At 59.8% G+C, this 20,026-nt stretch carries 22 protein-coding genes and 1 pseudogene; 16 read left to right on the forward strand and 7 right to left on the reverse strand.

Translation table 11 applies throughout. The features are described 5' to 3' along the window. Positions 1-87 precede the first annotated feature (87 nt). Positions 88-1,587 (reverse strand): CoA-acylating methylmalonate-semialdehyde dehydrogenase, encoded by a 1,500-nt coding sequence (locus tag JFT58_RS05465; protein WP_198834313.1) that lies wholly within the window; start codon positions 1,585-1,587, stop codon positions 88-90. Positions 1,588-1,695: 108 nt separating this feature from the next. On the opposite strand from JFT58_RS05465, the gene JFT58_RS05470 reads away from it, so the two are divergent. From JFT58_RS05470 to JFT58_RS05490, 5 genes and pseudogenes are all read left to right on the forward strand, one after another. Next, on the forward strand, positions 1,696-2,625 hold the full coding sequence (locus JFT58_RS05470; RefSeq protein WP_054895687.1) for a LysR family transcriptional regulator: 930 nt from the start codon (positions 1,696-1,698) through the stop codon (positions 2,623-2,625). Between the two features lie 40 nt (positions 2,626-2,665). Continuing rightward, positions 2,666-2,896, forward strand: a pseudogene (locus tag JFT58_RS05475) (ABC transporter ATP-binding protein); the annotation flags it as partial. A gap of 757 nt (positions 2,897-3,653) precedes the next feature. After that, complete coding sequence (locus JFT58_RS05480) at positions 3,654-4,112, forward strand: (2Fe-2S)-binding protein (RefSeq protein WP_014718046.1); 459 nt, start codon at positions 3,654-3,656, stop codon at positions 4,110-4,112. Continuing rightward, positions 4,112-6,349 carry a xanthine dehydrogenase family protein molybdopterin-binding subunit gene (locus JFT58_RS05485; RefSeq protein WP_054895689.1) on the forward strand — a complete coding sequence of 746 codons (2,238 nt, stop codon included), beginning with the start codon at positions 4,112-4,114 and terminating at the stop codon, positions 6,347-6,349. Before JFT58_RS05480 ends, JFT58_RS05485 begins: the two co-directional genes overlap by 1 nt. 16 nt (positions 6,350-6,365) lie before the next feature. Further along, positions 6,366-7,706 (forward strand): c-type cytochrome, encoded by a 1,341-nt coding sequence (locus JFT58_RS05490; RefSeq protein WP_054895690.1) that lies wholly within the window; start codon positions 6,366-6,368, stop codon positions 7,704-7,706. Between the two features lie 150 nt (positions 7,707-7,856). Here JFT58_RS05490 and JFT58_RS05495 read toward each other — a convergent pair whose 3' ends face one another. After that, positions 7,857-8,006: a hypothetical protein gene (locus JFT58_RS05495; RefSeq protein WP_164919367.1), complete on the reverse strand. Its 150-nt coding sequence runs from the start codon at positions 8,004-8,006 to the stop codon at positions 7,857-7,859. 135 nt (positions 8,007-8,141) lie between these two features. After that, entirely contained in the window at positions 8,142-8,585 is a 444-nt protein-coding gene (locus JFT58_RS05500) for a DUF421 domain-containing protein (protein WP_034127111.1), read from the reverse strand. 234 nt (positions 8,586-8,819) lie between these two features. Between JFT58_RS05500 and JFT58_RS05505 the strand changes: the two genes are divergently transcribed. After that, positions 8,820-9,038, forward strand: coding sequence for a hypothetical protein (locus JFT58_RS05505; RefSeq protein ID WP_054895691.1), 219 nt, complete (start codon positions 8,820-8,822; stop codon positions 9,036-9,038). Between the two features lie 3 nt (positions 9,039-9,041). Here JFT58_RS05505 and JFT58_RS05510 read toward each other — a convergent pair whose 3' ends face one another. After that, positions 9,042-9,881 (reverse strand): DNA/RNA non-specific endonuclease, encoded by an 840-nt coding sequence (locus JFT58_RS05510; RefSeq protein ID WP_054895692.1) that lies wholly within the window; start codon positions 9,879-9,881, stop codon positions 9,042-9,044. Positions 9,882-10,148: 267 nt separating this feature from the next. On the opposite strand from JFT58_RS05510, the gene JFT58_RS05515 reads away from it, so the two are divergent. Then, positions 10,149-10,604 carry a GNAT family N-acetyltransferase gene (locus JFT58_RS05515; RefSeq protein WP_054895693.1) on the forward strand — a complete coding sequence of 152 codons (456 nt, stop codon included), beginning with the start codon at positions 10,149-10,151 and terminating at the stop codon, positions 10,602-10,604. A gap of 200 nt (positions 10,605-10,804) precedes the next feature. Beyond that, the gene (locus tag JFT58_RS05520; protein ID WP_019821496.1) at positions 10,805-10,954 is read left to right on the forward strand and encodes a hypothetical protein; all 150 of its coding nucleotides are present in this window, start codon (positions 10,805-10,807) and stop codon (positions 10,952-10,954) included. Positions 10,955-10,981: 27 nt separating this feature from the next. On the opposite strand, the gene JFT58_RS05525 is transcribed toward JFT58_RS05520, so the two are convergent. Continuing rightward, the gene (locus JFT58_RS05525) at positions 10,982-12,505 is read right to left on the reverse strand and encodes a sensor domain-containing diguanylate cyclase (protein WP_054895694.1); all 1,524 of its coding nucleotides are present in this window, start codon (positions 12,503-12,505) and stop codon (positions 10,982-10,984) included. Between the two features lie 418 nt (positions 12,506-12,923). On the opposite strand from JFT58_RS05525, the gene JFT58_RS05530 reads away from it, so the two are divergent. The 5 genes from JFT58_RS05530 (at position 12,924) to JFT58_RS05550 (ending at position 15,068) form a co-directional block, all read left to right on the forward strand. After that, positions 12,924-13,100 (forward strand): general stress protein, encoded by a 177-nt coding sequence (locus tag JFT58_RS05530; RefSeq protein WP_003190478.1) that lies wholly within the window; start codon positions 12,924-12,926, stop codon positions 13,098-13,100. A 328-nt stretch (positions 13,101-13,428) separates the two neighbouring features. Then, positions 13,429-13,779 (forward strand): general stress protein, encoded by a 351-nt coding sequence (locus JFT58_RS05535; protein ID WP_054895695.1) that lies wholly within the window; start codon positions 13,429-13,431, stop codon positions 13,777-13,779. A gap of 53 nt (positions 13,780-13,832) precedes the next feature. Next, complete coding sequence (locus tag JFT58_RS05540) at positions 13,833-14,384, forward strand: ATP-dependent Clp protease proteolytic subunit (protein WP_054895696.1); 552 nt, start codon at positions 13,833-13,835, stop codon at positions 14,382-14,384. A 29-nt stretch (positions 14,385-14,413) separates the two neighbouring features. Continuing rightward, on the forward strand, positions 14,414-14,647 hold the full coding sequence (locus JFT58_RS05545; protein ID WP_054895697.1) for a DUF2934 domain-containing protein: 234 nt from the start codon (positions 14,414-14,416) through the stop codon (positions 14,645-14,647). A gap of 211 nt (positions 14,648-14,858) precedes the next feature. Next, the gene (locus tag JFT58_RS05550; protein WP_019821488.1) at positions 14,859-15,068 is read left to right on the forward strand and encodes a hypothetical protein; all 210 of its coding nucleotides are present in this window, start codon (positions 14,859-14,861) and stop codon (positions 15,066-15,068) included. 55 nt (positions 15,069-15,123) lie between these two features. On the opposite strand, the gene JFT58_RS05555 is transcribed toward JFT58_RS05550, so the two are convergent. Further along, the gene (locus JFT58_RS05555) at positions 15,124-15,393 is read right to left on the reverse strand and encodes a DUF6555 family protein (protein ID WP_198834314.1); all 270 of its coding nucleotides are present in this window, start codon (positions 15,391-15,393) and stop codon (positions 15,124-15,126) included. Positions 15,394-15,795: 402 nt separating this feature from the next. Next, positions 15,796-16,110, reverse strand: a complete 315-nt coding sequence (locus JFT58_RS05560) for a hypothetical protein (RefSeq protein WP_034127106.1) — start codon at positions 16,108-16,110, stop codon at positions 15,796-15,798. Between the two features lie 397 nt (positions 16,111-16,507). On the opposite strand from JFT58_RS05560, the gene cyoA reads away from it, so the two are divergent. From cyoA to JFT58_RS05575, 3 genes are read left to right on the forward strand one after another with little or no spacing between them, the layout of a single operon-like run. Continuing rightward, the gene (gene cyoA / locus JFT58_RS05565) at positions 16,508-17,431 is read left to right on the forward strand and encodes a ubiquinol oxidase subunit II (protein ID WP_014718031.1); all 924 of its coding nucleotides are present in this window, start codon (positions 16,508-16,510) and stop codon (positions 17,429-17,431) included. A 2-nt stretch (positions 17,432-17,433) separates the two neighbouring features. Further along, a complete protein-coding gene (gene cyoB, locus JFT58_RS05570; protein WP_054895699.1) occupies positions 17,434-19,407 on the forward strand; it encodes a cytochrome o ubiquinol oxidase subunit I in 1,974 nt (657 codons plus the stop codon). A gap of 3 nt (positions 19,408-19,410) precedes the next feature. Continuing rightward, positions 19,411-20,025 carry a cytochrome o ubiquinol oxidase subunit III gene (locus tag JFT58_RS05575; protein WP_054895700.1) on the forward strand — a complete coding sequence of 205 codons (615 nt, stop codon included), beginning with the start codon at positions 19,411-19,413 and terminating at the stop codon, positions 20,023-20,025. Position 20,026 lies beyond the last annotated feature (1 nt).

A 20,026-nucleotide genomic window follows, 5' to 3' on the forward strand; every position in this document is an offset into this window, starting at 1 on the left:
AGGCTAGGCTGTAACATCTTGCCTGCTTGTGCAAGGAGCGCCCGGAAACGGGCGCCAAGGTAAATTTCAGTAATTTGGCTGTACCGATTATCTCGACACCGGCATCGCAAACTCCGCGCCCTGCTCGATGCTCTCCGACCAGCGCTGCATGATCGACTTCTGCTTGGTGTAAAAACGTACACCCTCGGTGCCGTAGGCATGCATGTCGCCGAACAGGCTCTTCTTCCAGCCACCAAACCCGTGCCAGGCCATAGGCACCGGGATCGGCACATTGACACCGACCATGCCCACTTCGATGCGCCGCGCAAACTCACGAGCAATGTTGCCATCGCGGGTGAAGCAGCTGACGCCGTTGCCGAACTCGTGGTCGTTGACCAGCTTCACTGCCTCGGCAAAATCGTTGACCCGTACACAGGCCAGCACCGGGCCGAAGATTTCTTCGCGGTAGATGCTCATGTCCTGGGTTACGTGGTCGAACAAGGTCGCGCCGAGCCAGAAGCCATTTTCCAGGCCGGGTTCGGTGGGGACGTAGTCACGGCCATCGAGCAGCAACTGCGCGCCCGCTTGTACACCCTGCTCAATGTAGCCACTAATGCGTTCCAGCGCGGCCCGCGACACGATCGGGCCCATCTCGGCTTTGAGATCGCGGCCATCGGTGATGCGCAGCAATTTGGCGCGTTCGGTCAAGGCGGCAATGACTTTGTCACCCACGTCGCCTACCAGCACCGCCACCGAGATCGCCATGCAGCGCTCGCCGGCACTGCCGTAGGCGGCGCCCATCAGCGCGTCCACGGTGCGTTCGATATCGGCGTCGGGCATCACCACCATATGGTTTTTCGCCCCGCCCAGGCCTTGCACGCGCTTGCCGTTGCGGGCGCCGCTCTCGTAGATGTACTGGGCAATCGGCGTGGAGCCGACGAAGCTCACGGCCTTGACGTCCGGGTGTTCGATCAGCGCGTCCACCGACTCTTTATCCCCCTGCACCACGTTGAACACACCTTTGGGCAGGCCGGCTTCATGCAGCAGCTCGGCCATGAACAGCGACGCGCTTGGGTCAGTCGGGCTGGGCTTGAGGATAAAGGTGTTACCCGCCGCAATGGCGATGGGGTACATCCACATCGGTACCATCACCGGGAAGTTGAACGGCGTCACGCCGGCGACCACGCCCAACGGCTGGCGCATCGTCCAGTTGTCCATGCCACGGGAGACCTGGTCGGAGTGTTCGCCCTTGAGCAGGTTGGGAATGCCGCAGGCAAATTCGAGAATGTCGATGCCACGGTCGACTTCGCCCTGGGCATCGGTGAACACCTTGCCGTGCTCGGCGACGATGATGCGCGCCAGGTCGTCCTTGCGTTCGCGCAGCAGATGCAGGTACTCGAACAACACGCGGGCGCGACGGATCGGCGGGGTGTCGGCCCAGCCGGCAAACGCGGCCTGGGCGGCGGCGACGGCTTCGGCCACGGTCTGGCGGCTGGCCAGGGCCACACGGGCGGTGACTTCACCGGTGGCCGGGTTGTAGACGTCCTGATAACGGTCATCGCGGCTGACGCGCTGGTCGTTGATGTAGTGCTCGATGGTTGCAGTCATGGCAGTCGATCCAGGTGGGTAGCGTTGGTCCACACGATATGCTTTCACTTTGTTCCGAACCAGAGCAGAATCCAGAACTTATTGTCCTTATATGCGAACAATACACCCATGGAAAAGGCTGAGATCGAAGGGCTGTGGACCCACATTCACTGGCTGTCAGTGCTGGAGGAACAAGGCACCTACACCGCCGCCGCCGCGCGCCTGGGGGTGAGCAAGTCAGCGGTGAGCCAGCGCATTTCCGACCTGGAAAAGGCCACCGGCACGCGGCTGGTGACGCGCACCACCCGCAGCGTGCGGCTGACCGATGCAGGGCTGTCATTGGCCCGCGAAGTGCGCAGCGCCTATGCGCAGATCGCCCGCAGTTTTTCCTCGGTGCGCGACTCGGTCGGGGAAATACGCGGGCTGGTGCGCCTGACCGCCCCCGTGGCCTTCGCCCGGCAACAACTGGTGCCGCACCTGTCCGGCTTTTTGCAGCAGTACCCCCAGGTGCGTATTCAACTGGACGTCTCCGATGCCTTGAGCTCACTGGCCGCCGAGGGTTACGACCTGGCGGTGCGCCACGGCTTCCAGGTGCCCGAAACCCACGTGGCGTGGAAACTGTGCGACACCAACTCGGTACTGGTCGCCACCCATGATTACCTGCAACACCACGGTGAACCCCGCGAGCCGGGCGACCTGTCGGCCCACAACTGCCTGTTTTACCCACGCGGCACCGACCAGCCCGCCTGGACCTTCGAACGCGGCAGCCAACCCCTCGAGCGCCTCACCGTGCCCATCGCCGGCAGCTTCGCCACCAATAACAGCGAAGCCTTGCGCGACGCCGCACTCAACCACCTGGGCATCGCCCTGCTCCCGGACTTCAGCGCCCAGGCGGCGCTGGCGGCTGGCAAAGTGGTGCAGGTATTGAAGGACTGGACACTCAAAGGCGCGTTTGCCGATGAGATCTATCTGATACGGCCCTACTCGCCCCATGTGCCCAAGTCGGTGAGTGCGTTGGTCAGCTACCTGAAAGACAAGCTCTCGGGAGGGTTCCGCTAGGCTCAAGGATTAAAAATCCACCGTCGCCGACAGCTGCAAGGTACGCGACCCAGACGTACTGCTGATGGACGAACCCACCAGCGCCCTCGATAGACATCGCCAAGTACAAGTACTGGATTTCATGCGCACCCTGGCGCGCAAACGCGAGGTGATTGTGTTTATCGCACTGCATGATCTGAACCAGGCACTGCGCTTTGCCGACCAGGTACAGGCACCCATCGAGCGCTGCAGCCGCGGGCAGCCGCATATTCTGATTGATGGGATTGTGTGAATAGACCATGCGAAAGCATGGGTATCCACGATGCGAAGCGAGCCGCTCTTGATCTTGATCTGCTTGTGATCTTGATCTGGCTTTTGATCTTAGGCGCCCCGTTAAACCACGCTGGCCGAACGCAGGCTTGAATTCGTGGGTAACCCGGCAGGACGCCGGGTTAGCCGCCCCGCGCCATGGATGGCGCGTGGCGGCGGCCCACGGATTCAAGCCTGCGTTCGGGCACACCGAGCCTGGGCGAGGTGCCGAGTGGTGGGGCAAGAGCCCTTTGGTTACTTTGGGGCTCTTTTCCAAAGTGACCCGCCGTCAGGCGGAACCCTAAGTGGCCGTTACCACAGCAATGGATATGTACACAATCCAACTGTGTCGCCTGTCAGGCCGCCTTCGCGAGCAAGCCCGCTCCCACAGTTGGATCGTTGGGGTGTCAGGTAGATAGGCGTCGGCTGTCAGGGCGTCATCGCAGGCAAGCCAGCTCCCACAGAAGATCACGGCACATCAGTCAAAATCTCGGATCAGCCACTGCTTCTATCGCTCAATCCTCGCGAATACTTGCCTGATCCTCCGACTTATCGCCTACCGGGATAGATACCCCTTGCGCCGTGGTCTAGAGTCCAACCATGCGCGCGTGGCCAAGATGAAACCGGTTCTCAACCCCGCCGCCATAACCCGTCGCCCATGAGCGACACCAGGGCATGCCACCGCGCACGCCCCTGATAAGAAAAAGCACCACCAACCGATGATCAGCAGGTGAGCCCGCATGGAATTACGTATCAACCAAAAGGCCTATCAGGTCGATGCCGAAGCCGACACCCCGTTGTTGTGGGTGATCCGCGATAACCTGGGCATGACCGGCACCAAATACGGCTGCGGCCTGGCCCAGTGCGGCGCCTGTTCGGTGCTGGTGGACGGCAATGTGGTGCGCGCCTGCGTGACGCCTGTGGCGGGCGTGGTCGGTCGCGAGATCACCACCATCGAGGCCGTGGAGGCCGATGACGTGGGCAAGCGTGTGGTGGCGGCCTGGGTCGAACATCAAGTAGCGCAATGCGGTTACTGCCAGTCCGGGCAGGTGATGGCGGCCACCGCGCTGCTCAAACATACCCCCGCGCCGACCAAGGCGCAGATCGACGCGGCGATGGTGAACCTCTGCCGTTGCGGCACCTACAACGCGATCCATGCCGCCATGGATGCCTTGGCCGCCGGGAAGGAGACCGCCTGATGAACACCACCGAGATCATTCCCGGCGTTACCCTGGGCGAACCGATCAACCTGTCCCGTCGCCGCTTCCTGGCCAGCACCGCGGTGGGCGCGCTGGTGATCGGCTTCGGCTTGCCGCTGGGCACCTCCCGCGTGCAAGCCGCGACCGGCGCGGCCGCTGAGCGTGGAACCCAGGTACCCGCCTTCCTGGAGATTCGCCCAGACGGCAGCGTGCGCCTGCTCAGCCCCTTCATGGAAGGCGGCCAAGGTACCCACACCGCCATGGCGCAGATCGTCGGTGAAGAATTGGATGCCGACCCGGCCACGTTCATCGTCGAAGCGGCCCCGCCCGGCGAAGCCTACGTGGTGATGGAAAATGGCATGCGCATCACCGGCGGCAGCATGTCGGTGCGCATGAGCTACCCGACCATGCGGCGCCTCGGCGCCCTCGCCCGCGCGATGCTGATGCAGGCCGGCGCCGAGCAACTGCGCGTACCCCTCAGCGAGCTGACCACCCAGCCCGGTCGCGTGGTGCACGCCGCTTCCGGTCGCTCCCTGGGCTACGGCGAATTGGCAGGTGCCGCCCTGGATATGCCGGTGCCCGACCCGGCCAGCATCACCCTGCGCGACCCGAGCCAGTTCCGCTGGATCGGCAAGCCGGTCAAGCGCCTGGATGCCTATGACAAATCCACCGGCAAGGCGCAGTACACCATCGACCTGAAAATCGACGGCATGCTCCATGCCGCCGTCCAGCATGCGCCACGCCTGGGCATGACCGTGGGCAGCCTGCGCAACCAGGCGCAGGTGCAAGCCATGAAAGGCGTGCATTCGGTTCACACCCTGCCCGGCGCCGTAGCTGTGGTAGCTGAACGTTGGTGGCATGCCAAGCGGGCCGTCGAAGCCATCCAGGTGGAGTGGCTTGAAGCCGCCGCCGACTCCACCGTGCGGGCCATGCCAGCGGATTTCTCCAGCGACAAGTACCGCGACTTCCTCGCCGCCCAGCAGGGCCCGGCCCGCGATGACGAAAACGAAGGCGATGTGGCCGGTGCACTGGCCAGCGCCAAGACCCGCGTCGAAGCCACCTACCACAACCAGTACCTCAACCATGCCCAGTTGGAACCGCCTTCAGCCCTGGCACGCTTTAACCCCGACGGCACACTGGAGGTGTGGCTGCCTAATCAGGCGCCGGATATGTTCCGTGCCGACATTGCCAAGCGCACCGGTCTGAGCATTGAGCAAGTCACCCTGCACTCGCCGCTGCTGGGCGGCTTTTTCGGCCGGCATTTCCTGTATGACTCGGCAAATCCTTACCCGCAAGCCATCGCGTTGGCAAAGGCGGTGGGCCGGCCGATCAAGCTGATCTGGAGCCGTGAAGAAGAATTCGTGCGCGATGTATTGCGCCCGGTCGCCGTGGTCAAGTTCCGCGCCGCGCTGGATGACAAAGGCCTGCCCGTAGCCATCGAAGCGGTGAGCGCCACCGAAGGCCCCACCGAAGCCATCGCCGGCAAACAGGGCGACGCCATCGACCCTACTGCCCTGGAAGGGTTGTCGGGCAAGAGCTACGCGATACCCAACAAACGCATCGCGCAGATTTACGTCAAAGGCCCGGCCATGCTCGGTTATTGGCGCTCGGTGGGTAACTCGCTCAATGACTTTTTCTACGAAGCCTTCCTGGACGAACTGGCCGACAAAGGCGGCCATGATCCCTATGAACTGCGCCTGCACCTGCTGCGCGACAACCCGCGCCTGACCACCCTGCTGCAAGCGGCCGCCGAGCTGTCTGGCGGTTGGAAGCGTGGGCCCTACACCGCCGAAGACGGCACCCGCCGTGCACGCGGCGTAGCCATGGCCTCGCCGTTTGGCTCCCATGCAGCGGTGGTGGCCGAGGTGTCGATCGAGAACGGCCAGGTCAAGGTTCATCACATCTGGGAAGCGATTGACCCGGGCAGCATCGTCAACCCGGCGATTGTGCAAGCGCAAGTCAACGGTGCCGTGGCCTTGGGACTGTCGCAAACCTTGTTGGAGGAAGCGGTATACGTGGATGGCAAGCCAAGGGCGCGCAACTACGACCTTTATCCGGTGCTGCCGCCTTCGCGTATGGCGCAGGTACACGTGAAGATCGTCGAAAGCGGAGAAAAAATGGGCGGTATCGGCGAACCGCCGTTGCCGGCTGTGGCCCCGGCCGTGGCGAATGCCGTGGCGCAGCTGACCGGCCAACGCATCCGCAGTCTGCCTTTGAGCCGTTACACCTTCAGCTAACCGACAGGGAATGCCCATGAATAACCGCCGATTCGCAAGAACCGCAGGGTGGCTGGTGCTGCCCTGCGTGGTCGCCGCCGGCCTGCTGGCCTGGTACGTCACCCGCGAGCCTGCCTCGCCTTTTGAACAGCAACAGGCCACGAGTTTCGACCCCGCCTTGGTCAGTCGCGGCGAATACGTCGCGCGAGTGAGTGACTGCGTGGCCTGCCATAGCCTGGCCGGCAAGCAGCCATTCGCTGGTGGCCTGGAAATGGCCACACCGCTGGGGGCGATCCACGCCACCAACATCACCCCCGACCGCGAGCATGGTATCGGCACCTATAGCCTGGCCGACTTCGACCGCGCCGTACGCCACGGCGTAGCACCGGGTGGGCGACGACTCTATCCGGCCATGCCCTACCCGTCTTATGTGAAGCTCAGCGACGATGACATCCAGGCGCTGTACGCGTTTTTCATGAAAGGCGTGCAACCGGCCAACCAGCCTAATATCCCCAGCGACATTCCCTGGCCGCTCAACCTGCGTTGGCCCATCGCCCTGTGGAACGGTGTGTTTGCACCGACCGCGACCTATGCCGCCAAGCCCGGCCAGGACGCACTGTGGAACCGGGGCGCCTATATCGTCCAAGGCCCCGGCCACTGCGGCAGTTGCCACACGCCACGGGGGCTGGCGTTCAACGAAAAGGCCCTGGACGAATCCGGCGCGCCGTTCCTGGCCGGTGCCCTGCTCGACGGCTGGTACGCCCCCAGCCTGCGCCAGGACCACAACACCGGCCTGGGGCGCTGGAGTGAGGAACAGATCGTGCAGTTCCTCAAGACCGGTCGCAACCAGCATGCCGTGGTCTATGGCTCGATGACCGAAGCCTTCAACAACTCCACGCAGTTCATGCAGGACGATGACCTGGCCGCGATCGCTCGCTACCTCAAGTCACTGCCCGGCGACCCCCAGCGTGACGGCAGCCCCTGGCAATATCAGCCGGTAACGGCGCGCTCGGATGTCCCCGGTGCTCACACGTACGCCACCCGCTGCGCCTCCTGCCATGGGCTCGACGGCAAAGGCCAACCCGACTGGATGCCGCCTCTGGCCGGCGCTACCTCGGCCCTGGCCAAGGAAGATGCGTCCGCGATCAACATCACGCTCAATGGCTCACAGCGCGTGATCACCGCCGGCCTGCCGGATGCCTACCGCATGCCAGCGTTCCGGGAGCAATTGTCCGACTCGGAAATCGCCGACGTGCTGAGCTACGTGCGCGGTACCTGGGGCAACCACGGCGGTGCGGTCGATGCGAAGGCCGTGGGCAAGTTGCGTGGGCATACCGACCCGGCGAGCAGTAGCCCGATCATCCTGCATATGCGCTGATCGGTCGCGATCAACTGTGGGAGCTGGCTTGCCTGCGAATGCATCGACTCGGTTTTCCTGATGAACCGAGGTGTTTACATCGCAGGCAAGCCAGCTCGCACATTTGGGCGATGAGCATTCAGGTAGATAAGCGTCGGCTACAAGGCCGCGCTATTTATTTTCGTCCGCCTTACCTTCCTGCATCTGCACCGACGACTGGGTGCCACTGTTGTTGTCTTTAGTGGCGTTGTCGGCGTTGTCAAAACAGCCGTGCAGCATGAATGCGCTGCACAGGCCCAGGCACATATAAAGCTTCTTCATGAAGGTTCACCTGCTGGCGAGTGAGTGATATCCGCGTGACGACAGCAACATTCGTCCGCCCATGATCTATCTGTCTGGTACAGAGGCGCGTGCGTTCAAAAAACAGACCCTTGGCTGACGAATGGGGGCCGCGTATCAATCAAACGGGATCACCGAGATCTTGCCGTTGCGCTCAAGAATCGCGAAGCGGATCTGCTTGAGCTCGACAAGCCCTTGGGTGGACCGGGCCGCCTCAAGAATGTCACCCTCGTCCAGCCGCGCATGCTTGAGCCGTTTATGCAGCACCTGGCCCTGCTCGACCAGCACCGTCGGCCCGCCATCGAGCACCCGCGCGAACCAGGCTGAACGCTGCTTGGCCAGCGAGAAGCCAATGTCGATGGCAATCAGGGTAGCGATGACCAGCACGGCGTTGGTCATTGAGAAATCTTCGCCCAGCAACGCCTGCTGGGTGGCTTCGCCGATGACCATCAACAAAACCAGGTCAAAGGTGGTGAGCTCGGCCAGCGTGCGCCTGCCGGCAACTTTGAACAGCACCAGCAGCACCAGGTAAATCGCCACAGCCCGCAGTACAGAGTCCATGGTTGCCCCTCGGAACAGTGAATGGGAAACGACCGATTCATACGGATTAGGTGAGCACCGTGCCGCTCAGGTTCATTCTTTCGACGCGTCCCGGCCACCATCTAAAAAGATGATGGTTCCAGCGCCGCTGAATCGGTGAAATGATCGAAATTTCGGCAGCAACCCAGTTGATACCCGGGCGCTGGCAGCGGGTCACAGCTCTATATCGATCACGCTGAAGAAGGAATCCCTGTCATGAACGACTCACAACGCGCGTGGGAACTGGCCATGGTGCTGATTGCCAACGGTCGGATCCCCTTCGACCCCGCCAACCCGAGTGGGTCGGTGAAAATCCTTTCCAAGCATTTGCAAGCGCTCGAAGACGCACTGCGTGAACAGGCCACAGACGTCGCCACGCATGAGCGCCTGGGCAAGAACAACAGCCGCAGGCCCTCGTTGGTGTGTGCCGACTAGGCGTCAGGCTTTGGTTCGGCTACAGCCGATCCGACTCGGCAACTGACCCTGCCTGGCCTTCAGCGTGGCTTGCATCGCTTGCGGCAAGGTGCTCCAGAACGTCAGCCCCGAGCGCTCTTCGATGTGATCCACGGTGACCTGATAATCGCAGAAGTCTGCGCCTTTGGGGGTTTCCTGGTTCATCACGAATGAGGCGTACACACCCGTTTCCGGCGAACTGCCGACCACGATGATTTTCCAATAGCCACTGGGGATGGTGTGTACTTTGTTCGTACCCGGCAACGAGCCCACAAAATGCTCATACAGCGGCCCGGTGGCCACATACACCTGATCGACGCCTGGCTCCTTGCTGAGAGTGCGCTCCTGGTCTTCCAGGCGCGCCCACGGCCCCTGGTTGAGTTCGGCTTTTTGCGGGGTAATGTTCGACAGGTAGTTGAGCGTTTGCCAGTCGGCCACCCCGGCCATTGACGCCAGGTTGGCCTGATGCCCACGGTCGATTTTGAGCGCGACGTTGGCACCGTTGTAATCCACCGGGTCCAGGGTCTCCCCGGCTGGAATATCCGGGTCGGTGCGCCAGTCACGGGAACGCCCGCTGGCCGCGGTGGCTTTAGTGATCTTGTAGGACACCCAATTGGCAAACTTGGTCGAACCGTTGTTGTTCAACGTGTAGGCCTGGCGGCTCAACGTCACTGGGCTGCCGCCGGTGGGGCAGCCAACCGCGCAGTTATCGAACTGCAAGGGTGGCGCAGGGAGGACGGCGGACTGGCGTGTGGGCGTGGTACAGGCGGCCATCAACGGGATCAACGAAAACGCCAGGTACTTGAGCGATGTGCTTCCTTGCATGGTGTTACTCCTTGGGATGAATCTGTTAAAAGACTGAATGGCCTCGGCCGATGCGCTTCCTGCGCAAGTCGAGATAACCATTGGAACACATAAACATTTCTAAACAACGACTGCAATCAGGCCAACAAACGTAACCCCTTCGCGCCCCATAACTGTGCTATCCATAACGCCGCCCTCTAGCGGGCGATAGCATAGCGTCATCAATGCACAAGGGACTGTCATCAAGCACGTGGGGGCAAATGTTTAAACAGAGGATGCTCCACGACCATGGCTGAATACCTTCTGCCTCCCGCTGCTCCACACTGGCTGATCCGCCAAGCCATCCCCGACGATGTGCATGCCTTGGTCGCACTGGATGCCTACGCAACCGAGCATGCCAGCCGTCGTGTGTTTATCTATGATGCCGTGGTTCGCCAGCAATGCCTGGTAGCCGCCAACGCTAACGTGTGCGCCGGCTACCTGGTGCTCACCCACGATTTTTTCAACCATGGGTTTATAGCGCTGGTGGTGGTTTCACCGCTGTATCAACGCAAAGGCGTCGCCCTTCGTCTGCTGGCAGCGGCCGAAGCGGCCTGCAAGACGCCCAAGCTGTTCGCGTCGACCAATGCCTCCAACGGCGCGTCCCAGGCCCTGCTGACGAAAGCCGGCTTTATTCCCAGCGGGCAGATCGAGAATCTGGACGATAACGACCCTGAACGTGTGTACGTCAGGTTCATTCGCTGACGATACCTTTTGTAGGAGCGAGCTTGCTCGCGAAACACTCACAGGCGCCGCGCTTATTCAGGGAGCACGCGTTATCGTTGAGGTTTTTCGCGAGCAAGCTCGCTCCTACAGAAAGCAGAACGCCATCTGCGCTACGCGGGAACCTTTTCTCGAACGCACAATCTGTGGTTCACCCTTTTGAACCGATCGAGACCCCGCACATGCTTGTGAAAAAAGCCGTCCTCTGCCTGGCACTGCTAAGTGCCGGCTTCATCGCAGGCTATGCGGCCAAACCCACCCCGCAGCTGCAAGTCACCGCTGGCCAACTGATGGAGTGCGGCGAACTCATGATCCCGACGCTTGGGATGTGAGCCGCGCATACCCAGGTAAAAGCCGTTTCAGCCGCCCGAAGCCACGTGCGCAGGATGCACGTTGAACCCATTGCGCCCAGCCGCCTTCGCACCGTAAAGCGCTGCATCGGCCGCCTCGACCAAACCCAACACCGGCTCCAGCCGTGAGCCCATGCCCGTCGCAACGCCGATACTCACACTCACGCGCCCGAAGGGGCTGCCTGGGTGTGTGATGTTCTCCTGCTGTAGACGCGAAAGAATGCGTTGCGCGACCACCGCAGCGCCTGCACTGTCAGTCGCGGGCATGATGACCGCCATTTCTTCTCCGCCATAGCGCGCCACCAGGTCCGACGGGCGCCGCACGCACGTTTCCAATAACGTGCTGACCGCCTGCAAGCAAGCATCTCCCGCGACGTGACCAAAGGCATCGTTGAAGCGTTTGAAGTGGTCGATATCGAGCATCAGCAATGCCAGTGACGTACCCTCGCGCTGCGCCCGGCGCGCTTCCACCGCCAGCGTTTCGTCAAAACAGCGGCGGTTGGCGAGGCCGGTCAGCGCATCCTTTTTCGCTAATAGCGCCAATTGCCGATTGGAGTCGAGCAACTGTTGCTGGGCGACACGCAACGCCTCTTCCGCCGCCGTACGCCTGCGGATATCCAGGATCAGAAACCAGCCGATCAGCCCCGTCAGCCCCAACAGCCCCGCCACCACGACCGCTGACAGTGCCGCCTCGATGCGCCACGCCGCAAGGGCTTCGTGCTTGCCCAACGCGACCGTGGTGATCAGCGGCAGGGTTTCGCTCTTGCGAAAGGCATAGAGCCGCTCAACCCCGTCGAGGCTGGAGGTATAGGCCGCAGTGCCCACAGGCTGGTCGACGAGGTACTTGGAATAAATAGGCGAGGTGGAAAAGTTGCGGCCCATGTCCTGCTCGCGGAAGGGGTAACGCACCAGTAACGTGCCGTCGGCGTAGGACAGGCCGATGGCGCCCTCCTGGCCCACATCGAGTTTGCCGAATACCCGCAGAAAGTTTTCCACCCCAAGGGTCACGGCGACCACGCCAGCGAAGTTGCCGGCCGCGTCGTTGAAACGGCGGCTGATGGTCACCACCCATTCATGGTTGGCGCGGCTTTGAATCGGCGGGCCAATAAAAGGTTCAGCGCTCGGATCGTCGCGATGGTGGATGAAATAGGCCCGATCACTGCTATTGGCGCCCTCCGGAATCGCACGATTGGAAGACAGCAGCCACCGGCCCTGATGATCATAAATGGTGATGCCGCTGAGCTGCGGCATCAGCGGCTGCTGTAGGTTGATCAGCGTGCTGATTCGCTGGATTTGCACCGGCCCACTGCCTTCGGTTTCCAGGCGCTCAACCAGCCCCAGCAACAGCAACGAGCTTTGCCGCACGATGCCTTCGGTATAGGTGTTAAGGGCCTGGGTCAGGTTCAAGCCATGCACATCCACTTCCGCCAGCGCACGGTCGCGGGAAGACAGGACTTTCCAAATCGTCAGCGAAGTCAGGGAACAGCCGATCACCAACAGCAACAGCATCACAAGACGGGTATCACGCTTCACGTCAGCACCTTAAGGAAGTCCGGTTTCCGTTCCAGCCATCATTCGAACGTCGGTACTCACAGGGGCAACCGGTTCCAGAGTGCCAGCATACAAGCAGTCTGTGCGGGCTGCAGCAACAGAGTGTGCGGCTGAGCGCCGGCCAGAGGAGCCAGCGCCTTTAATGACCACTATCAAACAGGGTATTGAATGCTAAACCAATCGTTAAGGTCGCCATTAATTCAATATCAATCGACGCGACAAAACTTATACGAAGCGGCACTTCTTGAGCCTAGCTGTACAAGTTTCATCTACCACTCTACCGTTCATCGCCCTTTTTAAAAAATTTCAAAACATCTGCGCACTTGCCCCTATCAGAAAAGATGTCCGTTGCATAAACGGGCAACTAGCGAAACGACATTTCAAAACTGGGAGTATTGTTATGACGACGAGCAATAAAAACCCTGGAAACTTTGCCAATGATCGCGAAAAAGCATCACAGGCGGGAAAGAAAGGTGGACAGGCCTCTGGCGGCAACTTCGCCAACGACCGCGAGAAAGCCTCGGAAGCCGGGCGTAAAGGCGGCCAGAACAGTCATGGTGGTGGACGTAAGTCCTGACCACACGGGCAGTACCGCTGTTCCGTTCGTTAACAAAGGGCATTCATCATGCGTGCGTCCATTGATAATCAGCGCGGCGAGCCAGCTCGCAGGCCGATTATAGAAGTGCAAACTAAAGCAAGGACTGGCCTGCGTTCTAATACGTCTGCGTGTTACGAACATCAGCAACTTGCTGAACAAGCCGAAGCCACGATAAGTGCATCTAAAACGCCACCCTTGTGTGAAAGGCACTTATAACCGTGCAGCTTGACGCACGCCACTAAGTGCACGTTTCCAGCACAATCGAAGTGAACGTTACATTACCGACATAACGACGAGGTAACTGAACATGACTACTCAAGACAAGCAAGGCCAGATGAGCGTCAGCGAAGCCGGTAAAAAAGGCGGCGAAGCCACTTCTGCGTCCCATGACAAAGAGTTCTACCAGGAGATCGGCAGCAAAGGTGGCCAAAACAGTGGCGGGAACTTCAAGAATGATCCCGAGCGCGCCGCTGAAGTCGGCAGCAAAGGCGGCCAGAACAGCGGGGGCAATTTCAAGAATGACCCCGAACGCGCCGCCGAGGCGGGCAGCAAAGGCGGCCAGAACAGTGGCGGCAATTTTGCCAACGACCGTGAAAAAGCTTCCGAAGCCGGGCGTAAAGGTGGCGAACACAGCCACGGCGGCGGACGCAAAAGCTGATGTGCTTGATGCAGGGGAGCCGTGCTCCCCTGCTTTCATTGATGAGGGACACCATGCCTTTACACATTATCAACTTCACCGCACCGGTCACCGCTTCTACGTGCAGCCAACTGATTGAAAAAGCCTCGATGGCCGTACAACAAGATGCCCAGGGCCTGGTACTGAATATCGCTACTATGGGTGGTGAATGCAGCTACGGCTTTACGATGTACAACTTTTTATTGTCCCTGCCGATTCCGGTGCATACCCATAACCTCGGCACCGTGGAATCCATGGGCAATATCATCTTCCTGGCCGGTGAGCGCAGAACCGCCTGCAAGCACAGCAAATTCCTGTTCCACCCCTTCCACTGGCATGTGCAAGGCGCGGTTGACCACTCGCGCATGTCCGAATATGCGATGAGCCTCGATTACGACTTGCAGTTATACGCACGCATCGTGGCCGAGCGCACCGCCGATGCTGTCGAAAAACTGGAGACCGAAAAGTACCTGATCGCCGCGCCACGCATTCTCGACCCGCAACAAGCGCTGACCGCCGGCTTGATCCATGGGATCGAACTTCCCGTGGTCAAGGCGGACTTCGTGAGCAGCTTCATTCACTCCTAGCACCTTTTATTCAATAGGGGAGCCTCACAATGGACGAAGAAACGATCCGACTCACCGCGTACCGCATTTGGGAACAGCAAGGGAAGCCTGACGGTCAGGATTTCGTGCACTGGTTACAAGCCAGGGAGGAGCTGACAACCCCGCCGACTGACGGCCTGGCAGGCTCGATAGCAAGTAGCGTCACCCCGCCCAACCCGCACCGATCAAAGCGCCAGGCGACCTCCGCCGGGCAAAAAACCCGCAGCAGAAAACCCAACAGCTGAACCCACAGAGCCGAGAGTGAGGACGCGCCTGTCGATAAACCCGCCAGGGTACTAAAACATCGGCAGCCGTCCAAGCGTCATCCCCGCCCCGCCGCCTCTCGATACTGGCATTAAAACATCAACTAATCGCTTGTTTGAATTCTTCCTTTTTAGCAGTTGAAAACGCCCATTTCTTAATCGAGAGTGGCCGTTCATTCAGGGAGGAATCGATGTGATCCATCTACAAGCGAACCGAAGTTGCCTGCAATGCAAACAACCCTACGAATCGACGCTGGATGACCCCGACTTTCTGGTGTCGTCGGCCTCTGACATGCTCTGCCCGGCCTGCAAGCAACACTATGCAGCCGACCTGATGAAAGAGGCACTTCAACGCAGCGTGCAAAAGTTGTGCATGTTGCAGGAGCGACGCAAAAAACAGTAAACACGCGCCTCGCCCCTACCGCCACCCGCATGGACACCGTCCATTAAAAATACATTCATCCGGGTGGCGGCGGCACATAAGGCTTTGCAATAAACGGGATACTCCCAGACGGGCGCCATCTTACATTCTCAAGACCGTAGCGCTCGGCCAGCGGTTTACTGATGCGTTTGATCTTTTCATTACGCGACCTGGGAATAATACCAATGCCTGCATCGCAACAGGCCCAATGCCACGCCTCTGCGTTATTCATCACCTCCGCTCTTATAATGAAAGACTTAGGCTCGTAGTGGTATTCGTACTCGATGACATATAAAGAATTTTTCATAACCTCTCCTTCTGATTTTTTGTTATTTGCTCAGAACGAAGGTTCAGAAATTTTAATGTTTTAATGACGACGATCACGCACTTGCTGTTGCACTACCGTTCGTCGGCCTCGCATTAAAAAAATAAAACTGCTCATGCTTCTTTTGTTTCTTAATACTGAGTCTGTTCACTCCAGGCTCTTGGTAAAAACTCCTGTCTTGCCCGCACTCTGTGCGGGCTTTTTTATTTTGCCGCGACGCTACACCCTGTGGCGAGGGAGCTTGCTCCCGTGACGGCCTGGCAGCCGACGCTTGTCTAACTGACGAACCGAGGTCCAAGCTTGCCTGTCGGACCAAAATCCTCGTCGGCTGTCAGGCCGTCATCGCAGGCAAGCCAGCTCCCACATTCAAGATCGCGGAGCCACTCAATCGTCGTCGTGCACGTGAGCGTCAGCACAGGGCAGTCGGCCGGACTCACCTCCGGCAATCCGTTCCGCCTGATCAATACCGCGTTTGAGCGCGTCATTCACCGTCCATTCGGCACCCGGCAACTGCTTGATGCGTTCAACCACACATTGTCCCGTCGCGGTATAAACACAGAGCAGCACTTCAATATCAGCATCGTCCCGCTCTCGGGCCCTGACTTCGATATGGCAGCCGTTTTCGACTTCCCGGGTGAAGCATTTTTCTTCCAGTGCTTTTGAGACCCAGGCTTTATAGGTGTTGCCACGTATAAACATAGCGCTTCTCCAAAACCGTTAGTGGGGTTGGCCATCAACTAACGACTGAAATCCCTAATCAGAATTCAGACTTTCTGCAAGGCCACCTCCATCATGCACCGATAAAAACCCTTTACCGTTTCGCCTGTTAAACCGTTCGTCAGGCGAGGAAACAAATTGTTAAACCAACCCATCGGGCTCTATTCAAAATGTTCGGGAGCGCGGCGAAATGCGCCCTGCAGAGCGGCAGAAAAAGCCAATAGAACCGGACAGTAGACGCATTTTATCTACTGACGGCAGCTTATTGCCGAATGTTTATCACCTGATGGTTCCTGATGTTAACAAGCGCTTCGCTTAGTTAACGCGCGAGCACAGATTCGGCACAGCAAAACGCAAGTTTCCAATACAGGAGCAAGGCATGAAACGAGCGATGGGTTATTGCCTGGTCACTATCACCAGCCTCTTCTTACTCACCAGTTGCAACCTGGTGGTATTCAACCCCAAGGGGCAAGTAGCAACCGATGAGCGCGACCTGATTATTCTCGCTACGGGCCTGATGCTGCTGGTGGTCGTTCCGGTGATTGTGATGATGTTTGTCTTCGCCTACCGCTACCGCGCCACCAATAAAAAAGCGCGTTACTCCCCCCGCTGGGCCAGTTCACACAAAATCGAAGCGGTGGTATGGGGCGTTCCCCTGCTGATCATCATCGTCCTGGGGTGGGTGACCTGGGAGACCACCCACGCACTCGACCCCTATCGCCCGCTGGAGTCAGACACCCCGCCGATCAATGTGCAGGTGGTGGCCACCGACTGGAAATGGCTGTTTATCTACCCTGACCTGGGCATCGCCAGCGTCAACGAACTGGCCCTGCCGGTGCACACGCCGGTGAGTTTCACCGTCACCTCCGACGCGGCCATGACCTCGTTCTTTATTCCCGCACTCGGCGGGCAGATCTACGCCATGGCCGGCATGCAGACCAAGTTGCACCTGATCGCCAACGAAACCGGTGAGTTCAGAGGGATTGCCGCCAACTACAACGGCCCCGGTTTTTCCGACATGCATTTCACCACGCTGTCCCTGAGCACTGCCGACTTTCAAACCTGGGTGACAAAGGTCAAGGGCGCGGCCACCTCTCTGGATCACAGCACTTACGCGCAATTGGCCAAGCCGACCCTCAAGCACCCAGTGACCTATTACTCGGCGGTACAGGAGCGCTTGTTCCTGGACATCGTCGATAAATACGAGGGCATGAACAAGGCCAATAAACCCCGGCGCTCGCCATTGAGCGACGCTGCACAACGCACCGATCAACACCCAAGTCTGCTGGCTGAGGAGCGGTAACCATGTTCGGAAAACTGTCGTGGGACGCGATCCCAACCACTGAACCCATTGTGATGTACACCCTGGCCGTCGTCGGCCTGATCGGGGTGGCGCTGGTGGGCTCGATCACCTGGAAACGCAAGTGGGGTTATTTGTGGCGCGAGTGGTTCACCTCGGTGGACCACAAGAAGATCGGTTGCATGTACATCATCGTCGCCCTGGTGATGCTGCTGCGCGGGTTTTCTGATGCGATCATGATGCGCACCCAGCAAGCCATGGCCGCCAGCGGCGGGCCGGGTTACCTGCCGCCGGAACATTACGACCAGATCTTCACCGCCCACGGTGTGATCATGATCTTCTTCATGGCCATGCCCTTCGTGGTCGGCTTGATGAATATCGTCGTGCCGTTGCAGATCGGCGCTCGCGATGTGGCTTATCCGTTTCTCAACGCCCTGAGTTTCTGGCTGTTCGTGGTGGGTGCGGCGCTGGTGAATATTTCGCTGGGGGTTGGTGAGTTCGCGCGCACCGGCTGGGTCGCGTATCCGCCGTTATCCGAGCTGGGCTACAGCCCCGGCGTCGGCGTGGATTACTACATCTGGTCATTGCAGATATCCGGTATCGGCACGCTGCTCACGGGGGTGAATTTCTTCGTCACCATCCTGAAGATGCGCACCGAAGGCATGACGCTGTTCAAGATGCCGGTGTTCACCTGGAATGCGCTGTGCACGTCGGTGCTGATTCTGGCGGCATTCCCGATCCTCACCGCCACCCTGCTGATGCTGACCCTGGACCGCTATCTGGGCATGCATTTTTTCACCAACGAGGCCGGCGGCAACCCGATGATGTACGTGAACCTCATCTGGGCCTGGGGGCATCCGGAGGTGTACATCCTGATCCTGCCCGCGTTCGGGGTGTTTTCCGAGATTGCCGCCACCTTCAGCAGCAAGCGGCTGTTCGGCTACGTGTCGCTGGTATGGGCGACCATCGCGATCACCGTGTTGTCGTTCATCGTGTGGCTGCATCACTTTTTCACCATGGGCGCGGGGGGCAACGTCAACGCGTTCTTCGGCATCATGACGATGATCATCGCGGTGCCGACCGGGGTGAAAATCTTCACCTGGTTGTTCACCATGTACCGCGGCCGCGTGCGCTTCGAAACGCCCATGCTGTGGACCCTGGGCTTTATCGTGACCTTCAGCATCGGCGGCATGACCGGGGTGCTGCTGGCGGTGCCCGGGGCCGATTTCCTGCTGCACAACAGCCTGTTCCTGATCGCGCACTTTCACAACGTGATCATCGGTGGCGCGGTGTTCGGCTATATGGCCGGCCTGACGTATTGGTTCCCCAAGGCGTTCGGTTTCCGCTTGAACGACAAGCTGGGCCGCATCGCCTTCTGGTGCTGGCTGGTGGGCTTTTATTTCGCGTTCATGCCCTCCTACGTGCTGGGTTTCATGGGCATGACGCGCCGTCTCAATCATTTCGACAACCCCGAGTGGCGGCCCTGGCTGCTGCTGGAGCTGGTGGGGGTGGCAATCATCCTCTGCGGCGTGGCGGCGCAAGCCTTGCAATTGTTTGTCAGCATCCGCAACCGTCATCAATACCGCGACCGCACCGGCGATCCGTGGGACGGGCGCACCCTGGAATGGGCCACCGCGTCTCCCCCGCCGCTGTACAACTTCGCCGAGCAGCCCAAGGTCAATGACCTGGACGCGTACTGGGGCATGAAGGAGCGCGGCGTCAGCACCCTGAGCCACACCGACTATCGCAGCATCCATATGCCGCGCAATACCGCGTCGGGCTTGGTCATCAGCCTGTTTGCGCTGGTCTGCAGCTTTGCGTTGGTGTGGCACATCTGGTGGTTGGCGGCGTTCGGCCTGGTGGCCTCGGTGGTCGCGTTCGTGGTGCGCAGCTACGACGAAGACACCGATTACTTCGTGCCCGCCCAGGAAGTCGCGCGCATCGAAACGGCCCGTCTCAAAGACCTGGCGGAGGCTTGACCCATGTCCAATATCGTTATGGAAAAAGACATTGCCCATACCCACGAACAAGGGCATGAAGACGCCGGTTCCCTGAGCCTGTTCGGGTTCTGGATCTACCTGATGACCGACTGCATCCTGTTCGCGACCTTGTTCGCCGGCTACGCCGTATTGCGCGACAGCGTGGCGGGCGGGCCGTCGAGCATGGATATTTTCGAACTGCCCTATGTGCTGGCCGAAACCATGCTGCTGCTGTTGAGCAGTATCACCTACGGCTACGCCATGCTCGCCATGAACCACGGCAAGCAACGCGATGTGCTGCGCTGGCTGGGGCTCACGTTCGTGTTGGGCGCGGGCTTTATCGCCATGGAGATCAACGAATTCCACCACCTGATCGAAGAAGGCTACGGGCCGGACCGCAGCGGCTTCCTGACGGCCTTCTTCACCCTCGTCGGCACCCACGGCGCGCACGTGTTCACCGGCCTGATCTGGATGGCGGTGCTGATGGTCCAGGTCAAGCAACGCGGCCTGACCAGCACCAACGCCACCCGGCTCAGTTGCCTGAGCCTGTTCTGGCACTTTTTGGACGTGGTGTGGATCTGCGTCTTTACCGTGGTCTATCTGTTGGGGGTGGTGTGAC

It is taken from the genome of Pseudomonas sp. MF6767 (genome assembly GCF_016405475.1).
Taxonomy (GTDB): Bacteria; Pseudomonadota; Gammaproteobacteria; order Pseudomonadales; family Pseudomonadaceae; genus Aquipseudomonas; species Aquipseudomonas paracarnis.